This window comes from Shigella sp. FC1544, assembly GCF_001722145.1.
GTDB classification, from domain to species: Bacteria; Pseudomonadota; Gammaproteobacteria; order Enterobacterales; family Enterobacteriaceae; genus Escherichia; species Escherichia coli.
Genome location: NZ_MECT01000078.1, coordinates 1 through 8270 on the forward strand (window position 1 = coordinate 1; position 8270 = coordinate 8270).

Annotated in this window: 10 protein-coding genes and 1 pseudogene; 5 read left to right on the forward strand and 6 right to left on the reverse strand. The window is 49.5% G+C overall.

The window, feature by feature from the left end; genetic code table 11:
• Positions 1-121: 121 nt before the first annotated feature.
• Entirely contained in the window at positions 122-1678 is a 1557-nt protein-coding gene (yoaE, locus tag BGK49_RS05815; protein ID WP_000394983.1) for a CNNM family cation transport protein YoaE, read from the reverse strand.
• Positions 1666-1824 (reverse strand): protein YoaL, encoded by a 159-nt coding sequence (locus tag BGK49_RS31395; protein WP_001327808.1) that lies wholly within the window; start codon positions 1822-1824, stop codon positions 1666-1668. Before BGK49_RS31395 ends, yoaE begins: the two co-directional genes overlap by 13 nt.
• 316 nt (positions 1825-2140) lie before the next feature.
• Between BGK49_RS31395 and manX the strand changes: the two genes are divergently transcribed.
• The 5 genes from manX (at position 2141) to mntP (ending at position 6346) form a co-directional block, all read left to right on the forward strand.
• A complete protein-coding gene (manX, locus tag BGK49_RS05825) occupies positions 2141-3112 on the forward strand; it encodes a PTS mannose transporter subunit IIAB (RefSeq protein WP_000150543.1) in 972 nt (323 codons plus the stop codon).
• A 62-nt stretch (positions 3113-3174) separates the two neighbouring features.
• Entirely contained in the window at positions 3175-3975 is an 801-nt protein-coding gene (gene manY / locus BGK49_RS05830) for a PTS mannose transporter subunit IIC (protein WP_000406926.1), read from the forward strand.
• Between the two features lie 12 nt (positions 3976-3987).
• On the forward strand, positions 3988-4839 hold the full coding sequence (gene manZ, locus BGK49_RS05835; RefSeq protein WP_000228655.1) for a PTS mannose transporter subunit IID: 852 nt from the start codon (positions 3988-3990) through the stop codon (positions 4837-4839).
• A gap of 54 nt (positions 4840-4893) precedes the next feature.
• The gene (locus tag BGK49_RS05840; RefSeq protein ID WP_000156259.1) at positions 4894-5352 is read left to right on the forward strand and encodes a DUF986 family protein; all 459 of its coding nucleotides are present in this window, start codon (positions 4894-4896) and stop codon (positions 5350-5352) included.
• 427 nt (positions 5353-5779) lie between these two features.
• On the forward strand, positions 5780-6346 hold the full coding sequence (gene mntP, locus BGK49_RS05850; protein WP_001296134.1) for a manganese efflux pump MntP: 567 nt from the start codon (positions 5780-5782) through the stop codon (positions 6344-6346).
• Here the strand turns inward: mntP and rlmA are convergent.
• The 4 genes and pseudogenes from rlmA to BGK49_RS05875 all read right to left on the reverse strand — a co-directional run.
• Entirely contained in the window at positions 6343-7152 is an 810-nt protein-coding gene (gene rlmA / locus BGK49_RS05855) for a 23S rRNA (guanine(745)-N(1))-methyltransferase (RefSeq protein WP_069375706.1), read from the reverse strand. The genes mntP and rlmA overlap by 4 nt on opposite strands.
• Positions 7153-7317: 165 nt before the next feature.
• Positions 7318-7527 carry a transcription antiterminator/RNA stability regulator CspE gene (gene cspE, locus BGK49_RS05860; protein WP_001062678.1) on the reverse strand — a complete coding sequence of 70 codons (210 nt, stop codon included), beginning with the start codon at positions 7525-7527 and terminating at the stop codon, positions 7318-7320.
• Positions 7528-7539: 12 nt separating this feature from the next.
• A complete protein-coding gene (locus BGK49_RS05865) occupies positions 7540-7683 on the reverse strand; it encodes a DUF2627 domain-containing protein (protein ID WP_001295496.1) in 144 nt (47 codons plus the stop codon).
• Between the two features lie 287 nt (positions 7684-7970).
• Positions 7971-8270 (reverse strand): annotated as a pseudogene (locus BGK49_RS05875) (IS1-like element IS1X2 family transposase); the annotation flags it as partial.

Here is an 8270-nt window from a genome sequence, read left to right on the forward strand (position 1 = left end):
CCTCCGTGGTGGAAATACCGGGGTGTAGCAACAGCTCACCCATGCGGCTCTGACAACGATGTTAACCCGCGTTAAATATCCCACGTTGGCCAGCATCTGTCTCACGGAAAGTCATACTGCCTTACTCATCTTCATCGTGCGCCGGTTGCTCTTTAACAATGCGAACCAGATCAACACGATAATCATTGGCTTCAATGATGGTGATATGCAGTGGCCCTACATCAATCACATCGCCCACACGGGGAATGTGACCATTTGCCGAGATCACGAGGCCCGCGACCGTCGCGATATCATCGTCATCGGCAAGGTGCTCAACATCAAGCGCCTGCTGCAAGGCATGCAAATCTGTACCGCCTTTTACCAGCCAGCCGTCACCATCAGTAATGATTTCCGGCGTTTCGTCAGCGTCCGGGAATTCACCCGCAATGGCTTCCAGCACATCCAGCGGCGTGACCAGACCTTGTACCACACCAAACTCGTTGGTCACGATAACAAAGCTCCCGCGAGCACGACGCAGCACGCCCAACAGGTTGATCGGATCGAGGGTTTCCGGGACGATAATCGCCGGAGACGCCGAAGCAATCGCCGCCACATCAACGCCCTCTTCCAGCGCCACCAGCAGTTCTTTAGCACGTACAATACCGATGATTTCATCCAGTTCACCGCGACATACCGGGAACAGACTGTGCGGTGAAGAGAGCAGTTGCTCGCGGATTTCATCGACCCCGAGATTAGCGTCAACCCAGCTTATTTCACCGCGCGGCGTCATGATCCCGCGCAGAGAACGCGACGCCAGCGTCAGTACGCCGTTAATCATGTAACGTTCTTCTTCGGCAAATGCACCTTCCGGGATCGGCATCGGCATCGGGTTATCGGCATCGTGCTGAACATTGGCCTGACGTTTCCCGCCCATCAAACGCAGGATTGCATCGGCAGTACGCGCTCGCAGCGGCAAAGTCGACTGGTGGCGAATAAAGTTGCGACGCGCAATCTGGTTAAACACTTCGATGATGATCGAGAAGCCAATCGCGGCATACAGGTAACCTTTCGGAATGTGGAAACCGAAACCTTCTGCCACCAGACTCAGACCAATCATTAACAGGAAGCTCAGACAGAGCACCACCACCGTGGGGTGCTGGTTAACGAATCGCGTCAGCGGTTTGGATGCCAGCAACATAACCGCCATCGCAATCACTACCGCCGCCATCATCACCGGCAGATGGTTAACCATCCCTACTGCAGTAATTACCGCATCCAACGAGAAGACGGCGTCAAGGATGACAATCTGTGTGACGACCACCCAGAAACTGGCGTAGCCTTTACCGTGGCCGGAATCATGATCGCGGTTTTCCAGCCGTTCATGCAGTTCGGTTGTTGCTTTGAACAGCAAGAATATCCCCCCGAACAACATAATCAGGTCGCGTCCGGAGAAGGAGAAATCCATGACGGTAAATAGCGGTTTGGTCAGCGTGACCATCCATGAAATCAGCGACAGCAGCCCCAGACGCATAATCAGCGCCAGTGATAACCCCAGCAAACGCGCTTTATCGCGTTGTTTTGGCGGCAGTTTGTCAGCAAGAATGGCGATGAAGACCAGGTTATCGATACCCAGCACAATTTCGAGAACAACAAGCGTGAGTAGCCCCGCCCAAATTGAGGGGTCCATTAAGAATTCCATGACAAGCTCCTGCTTAAGGAATAGCTATTCGACGCCAGAAATAATGCAGGCGTAACGACAAAATGCAAACGAAAGGTGCGGCATAGAGTGCCAGAAAGGCAGGCGTTAAAAGGCCTGATGCTGAAATGACGTCGGTGACGATCCATACTGCGGGCTACTGCCCTATACTCCATGGTTGTTAAACGGGAGTTAAACATATCAGAGACGCCTCTGATTTGGCAAAGATTTACCTTCCTTTGCAAACGAATGTGACAAGGATATTTTACCTTTCGAAATTTCTGCTAATCGAAAGTTAAATTACGGATCTTCATCACATAAAATAATTTTTTCGATATCTAAAATAAATCGCGAAACGCAGGGGTTTTTGGTTGTAGCCCTTATCTGAATCGATTCGATTGTGGACGACGATTCAAAAATACATCTGGCACGTTGAGGTGTTAACGATAATAAAGGAGGTAGCAAGTGACCATTGCTATTGTTATAGGCACACATGGTTGGGCTGCAGAGCAGTTGCTTAAAACGGCAGAAATGCTGTTAGGCGAGCAGGAAAACGTCGGCTGGATCGATTTCGTTCCAGGTGAAAATGCCGAAACGCTGATTGAAAAGTACAACGCTCAGTTGGCAAAACTCGACACCACTAAAGGCGTGCTGTTTCTCGTTGATACATGGGGAGGCAGCCCGTTCAATGCTGCCAGCCGCATTGTCGTCGACAAAGAGCATTATGAAGTCATTGCAGGCGTTAACATTCCAATGCTCGTGGAAACGTTAATGGCTCGTGATGATGACCCAAGCTTTGATGAACTGGTTGCGCTGGCAGTAGAAACAGGCCGTGAAGGCGTGAAAGCACTGAAAGCCAAACCGGTTGAAAAAGCCGCGCCAGCACCCGCTGCCGCAGCACCAAAAGCGGCTCCAACTCCGGCAAAACCAATGGGGCCAAACGACTACATGGTTATTGGCCTTGCGCGTATCGACGACCGTCTGATTCACGGTCAGGTCGCCACCCGCTGGACCAAAGAAACCAATGTCTCCCGTATTATTGTTGTTAGTGATGAAGTGGCTGCGGATACCGTTCGTAAGACACTGCTCACCCAGGTTGCACCTCCGGGCGTAACAGCACACGTAGTTGATGTTGCCAAAATGATTCGCGTCTACAACAACCCGAAATATGCTGGCGAACGCGTAATGCTGTTATTTACCAACCCAACAGATGTAGAGCGTCTCGTTGAAGGCGGCGTGAAAATCACCTCTGTTAACGTCGGTGGTATGGCATTCCGTCAAGGTAAAACCCAGGTGAATAACGCGGTTTCGGTTGATGAAAAAGATATCGAGGCGTTCAAGAAACTGAATGCGCGCGGTATTGAGCTGGAAGTCCGTAAGGTTTCCACCGATCCGAAACTGAAAATGATGGATCTGATCAGCAAAATCGATAAGTAACGTATTGTGTTGATTATCACTCAGTTTTCACACTTAAGTCTTACGTAAACAGGAGAAGTACAATGGAGATTACCACTCTTCAAATTGTGCTGGTATTTATCGTAGCCTGTATCGCAGGTATGGGATCAATCCTCGATGAATTTCAGTTTCACCGTCCGCTAATCGCGTGTACCCTGGTGGGTATCGTTCTTGGGGATATGAAAACCGGTATTATTATCGGTGGTACGCTGGAAATGATCGCGCTGGGCTGGATGAACATCGGTGCTGCAGTTGCGCCTGACGCCGCTCTGGCTTCTATCATTTCTACCATTCTGGTTATCGCAGGTCATCAGAGCATTGGTGCAGGTATCGCACTGGCAATCCCTCTGGCCGCTGCGGGCCAGGTACTGACCATCATCGTTCGTACTATTACCGTTGCTTTCCAGCACGCTGCGGATAAGGCTGCTGATAACGGCAACCTGACAGCGATTTCCTGGATCCACGTTTCTTCTCTGTTCCTGCAAGCAATGCGTGTGGCTATTCCGGCCGTCATCGTTGCGCTGTCTGTTGGTACCAGCGAAGTACAGAACATGCTGAATGCGATTCCGGAAGTGGTGACCAATGGTCTGAATATCGCCGGTGGCATGATCGTGGTGGTTGGTTATGCGATGGTTATCAACATGATGCGTGCTGGCTACCTGATGCCGTTCTTCTACCTCGGCTTCGTAACCGCAGCATTCACCAACTTTAACCTGGTTGCTCTGGGTGTGATCGGTACTGTTATGGCAGTGCTCTACATCCAACTTAGCCCGAAATACAACCGCGTAGCCGGTGCGCCTGCTCAGGCTGCTGGTAACAACGATCTCGATAACGAACTGGACTAACAGGTGAGCGAAATGGTTGATACAACTCAAACTACCACCGAGAAAAAACTCACTCAAAGTGATATTCGTGGCGTCTTCCTGCGTTCTAACCTCTTCCAGGGTTCATGGAACTTCGAACGTATGCAGGCACTGGGTTTCTGCTTCTCTATGGTACCGGCAATTCGTCGCCTCTACCCTGAGAACAACGAAGCTCGTAAACAAGCTATTCGCCGTCACCTGGAGTTCTTTAACACCCAGCCGTTCGTGGCTGCGCCGATTCTCGGCGTAACCCTGGCGCTGGAAGAACAGCGTGCTAATGGCGCAGAGATCGACGACGGTGCTATCAACGGTATCAAAGTCGGTTTGATGGGGCCGCTGGCTGGTGTAGGCGACCCGATCTTCTGGGGAACCGTACGTCCGGTATTTGCAGCACTGGGTGCCGGTATCGCGATGAGCGGCAGCCTGTTAGGTCCGCTGCTGTTCTTCATCCTGTTTAACCTGGTGCGTCTGGCAACCCGTTACTACGGCGTAGCGTATGGTTACTCCAAAGGTATCGATATCGTTAAAGATATGGGTGGTGGCTTCCTGCAAAAACTGACGGAAGGGGCGTCTATCCTCGGCCTGTTTGTCATGGGGGCATTGGTTAACAAGTGGACACATGTCAACATCCCGCTGGTTGTCTCTCGCATTACTGACCAGACGGGCAAAGAACACGTTACTACTGTCCAGACTATTCTGGACCAGTTAATGCCAGGCCTGGTACCACTGCTGCTGACCTTTGCTTGTATGTGGCTACTGCGCAAAAAAGTTAACCCGCTGTGGATCATCGTTGGCTTCTTCGTCATCGGTATCGCTGGTTACGCTTGCGGCCTGCTGGGACTGTAAGACTGTTGTACACTACCGGGGCCTTTTGGCCCCGTTTTTTTATCTGGAGGATTAATGACAATCACGGACCTGGTACTGATTCTTTTCATCGCCGCACTCCTGGCCTTCGCGATCTACGATCAGTTCATCATGCCCCGCCGTAACGGCCCCACCCTGCTGGCAATTCCTTTGCTCCGGCGTGGTCGCATCGATAGCGTTATCTTCGTCGGATTGATTGTCATTCTTATCTATAACAACGTCACGAATCATGGTGCGTTAATAACGACATGGTTATTAAGCGCACTGGCTCTGATGGGTTTTTATATATTCTGGATCCGCGTTCCGAAGATCATCTTTAAACAAAAAGGTTTTTTCTTCGCCAATGTCTGGATTGAATATAGCCGAATCAAAGCGATGAACTTGTCGGAAGATGGCGTGTTGGTGATGCAATTAGAACAGCGTCGGCTGTTAATCCGCGTTCGAAATATCGACAATCTGGAAAAAATTTATAAGCTTATCGTTTCAACTCAATAAGTTATGAATTTAGCCAAAGCTATGTTTAGTGTATTTTTAATAATCAGACATAGCTTAGGCTATATTACCTCTTCCCTTATTTGTTATTTATTTTAACGTTTCATTGATATATAAATCTAAATGAATTCGTTATCAATAAAGCAATGAAATAATATATTCCAACAGTTGTTTTATATTCTCAAAATATGTTAAGGTTGCGCCCTCATTTGGGGAGTAGCCGATTTCCAGATTCCGGAAATGTACGTGTCAACATACTCGTTGCAAAACGTGGCACGTACGGACTGAATACTTTCAGTCAGGCGAGACCATATGCACATCAATCGCTATGCCTGCATGAACGCGAAAACCATCACGGCTTGTTGTTCATGTATGCATGTTTGCTGGGGGCGATGATGTGTTTTATGGATACCCCGGTCAGGACATTGTCATGAATATCACTGCTACTGTTCTTCTTGCGTTTGGTATGTCGATGGATGCATTTGCTGCATCAATCGGTAAAGGTGCCACCCTCCATAAACCGAAATTTTCTGAAGCATTGCGAACCGGCCTTATTTTTGGTGCCGTCGAAACCCTGACGCCGCTGATCGGCTGGGGAATGGGCATGTTAGCCAGCCGGTTTGTCCTTGAATGGAACCACTGGATTGCGTTTGTGCTGCTGATATTCCTCGGCGGGCGAATGATTATTGAGGGTTTTCGTGGCGCAGATGATGAAGATGAAGAGCCGCGCCGTCGACACGGTTTCTGGCTACTGGTAACCACCGCGATTGCCACCAGCCTGGATGCCATGGCTGTGGGTGTTGGTCTTGCTTTCCTGCAGGTCAACATTATCGCGACCGCATTGGCCATTGGTTGTGCAACCTTGATTATGTCAACATTAGGGATGATGGTTGGTCGCTTTATCGGCTCAATTATTGGGAAAAAAGCGGAAATTCTCGGCGGGCTGGTACTGATCGGCATCGGCGTCCAGATCCTCTGGACGCACTTCCACGGTTAATAAGAACGCTGCCAGAGGTGAATATTAAAGTCCGTCTGGCAGTCGAACACTTCTTTTGCTGCCAGTGTTTGCCAGACTTCTGGCTTCGCACGCCAGGCAAACGGCGTCATCTGCAATAATGCGACGGCTTCATCACCGCGAAGACGCATCGGATAACACAACTCCGCACTCTGCTGTAATGTAAAACCTTCCAGTTGTTCTGCATGAGGTGCATGAAGATGTACTTCATTGTAAATCAGCCCCTTCAGCTCCATCAAATGTCGCGGTCCCGGCGTGGCAGTAATGACCCAGCCGCCGGGCTTCACTACTCGTGCTAATTCTTCTGCTTTACACGGCGCGTAAATACGTATTATGGCGTCCATACTGGTATCGGAAAACGGCAAACGGTGGCTGGAAGCGACACAAAAAGTGACCTGCGGATAGCGTTTCGCCGCCGCTTTTATCGCTACCTTCGAAACATCCAGACCACACGTGGTGATTTCGGGCAACGCATCGGCAAATGCGTGTGTGTAATACCCTTCACCACAGCCAATATCCAGCACCGCCGTGGCCTTATCATCAAGCCGTTCCCTCAGTTGGGCGACAATTGCATAACGCAGCGGCTGATAATGTCCGGCATCTAAGAATGCGCGGCGTGCTTGCATCATTTCCGCGCTGTCGCCCGGATCACGAGACCGTTTATGCTGAACGGGCAGCAGATTGACATACCCTTCTTTCGCCATATCAAACTGATGTCGCTGGGGACAGATATAGCTGTTTTTTTCACGCGAAAGAGGCTGATGGCAAAGTGGACAGGAAAAAGACATTACAACTCCGGCAGGATACTAAAGGCCGCAAGTGTAACGCGAATCACGCGGCGGGCAAATATCCGAACGCCAGGAGCGAAGATAAAGCATAGTAAAAAGCCTCGCATTCGACGAGGCTTTATAGCGAGATTGAAGCGTATTCACACTTCAGATCAGTGGATTCGATCAGATAGCTGTTACGTTAACAGCTGCCGGACCTTTCTGGCCGTCCTGAATTTCGAACTCAACGTTCTGACCTTCAGCCAGAGTTTTGAAGCCATTACCCTGGATAGCGGAGAAGTGTACGAACACGTCTTTGCTGCCATCAGCCGGAGTAATGAAGCCAAAACCTTTAGACTCGTTGAACCACTTAACCTGACCTTTAATCTTTGCCATTTGAAAAATTCCTTAGATTGTTTTCTTCGCCCGCAGGCATAACATAGATAGAACTGACACATTACTGCATGAGGCACCAATATAAGGCTCGGCAGAGAAGCGGTATTCAACATCAACGTGTTTACTCAGGACTTCTTTACTGAAAATGCCACACATAAACAGAACTGTACCTCGTTTAACCCGAAATCTGTTATCACATACAACGTTAATTATGGCAAGCCATTTTTAAACATGTCTCGATCAGACGCACAAATCTCGATACGTCTTCCACTTTTTTTGCACACTTATGCAACGGAATACGCGCCGATATATCATTGTGCTTAACCTTGCCAGTTCAGGCAGATACTTAAACTGGCGTATTTTCTAACATAGTTCAATAAGTTCAGTTGTTCCAGGCCAGTGGGAGAAGTTATTACATAGTGCGTGCAGGTAATGACTCCAACTTACTGATAGTGTTTTATGTTCAGATAATGCCCGATGACCTTGTCATGCAGCTCCACCGATTTTGAGAACGACAGTGACTTCCGTCCCAGCCTTGCCAGATGTTGTCTCAGATTCAGATTATGTCGCTCAATGCGCTGAGTGTAACGCTTGCTGATAACGTGCAGCTTTCCCTTCAGGCGTGATTCATACAGCGGCCAGCCATCCGTCATCCATACCACGACCTCAAAGGCCGACAGCAGGCTCAGAAGACGCTCCAGTGTGGCCAGAGTGCGTTCACCGAAGACGTGCGCCACAACCGT

What these genes read in the sequence shown, in the direction of transcription:
- yoaE (WP_000394983.1), bottom strand. Translation starts at nt 1,678, where the DNA reads ATGGAATTCTTAATGGACCCCTCAATTTGGGCGGGGCTACTCACGCTT.
- BGK49_RS31395 (WP_001327808.1), bottom strand. Translation starts at nt 1,824, where the DNA reads ATGGATCGTCACCGACGTCATTTCAGCATCAGGCCTTTTAACGCCTGC.
- manY (WP_000406926.1), top strand. Translation starts at nt 3,175, where the DNA reads ATGGAGATTACCACTCTTCAAATTGTGCTGGTATTTATCGTAGCCTGT.
- manZ (WP_000228655.1), top strand. Translation starts at nt 3,988, where the DNA reads ATGGTTGATACAACTCAAACTACCACCGAGAAAAAACTCACTCAAAGT.
- BGK49_RS05840 (WP_000156259.1), top strand. Translation starts at nt 4,894, where the DNA reads ATGACAATCACGGACCTGGTACTGATTCTTTTCATCGCCGCACTCCTG.
- mntP (WP_001296134.1), top strand. Translation starts at nt 5,780, where the DNA reads ATGAATATCACTGCTACTGTTCTTCTTGCGTTTGGTATGTCGATGGAT.
- rlmA (WP_069375706.1), bottom strand. Translation starts at nt 7,152, where the DNA reads ATGTCTTTTTCCTGTCCACTTTGCCATCAGCCTCTTTCGCGTGAAAAA.
- cspE (WP_001062678.1), bottom strand. Translation starts at nt 7,527, where the DNA reads ATGGCAAAGATTAAAGGTCAGGTTAAGTGGTTCAACGAGTCTAAAGGT.
- BGK49_RS05865 (WP_001295496.1), bottom strand. Translation starts at nt 7,683, where the DNA reads ATGTGTGGCATTTTCAGTAAAGAAGTCCTGAGTAAACACGTTGATGTT.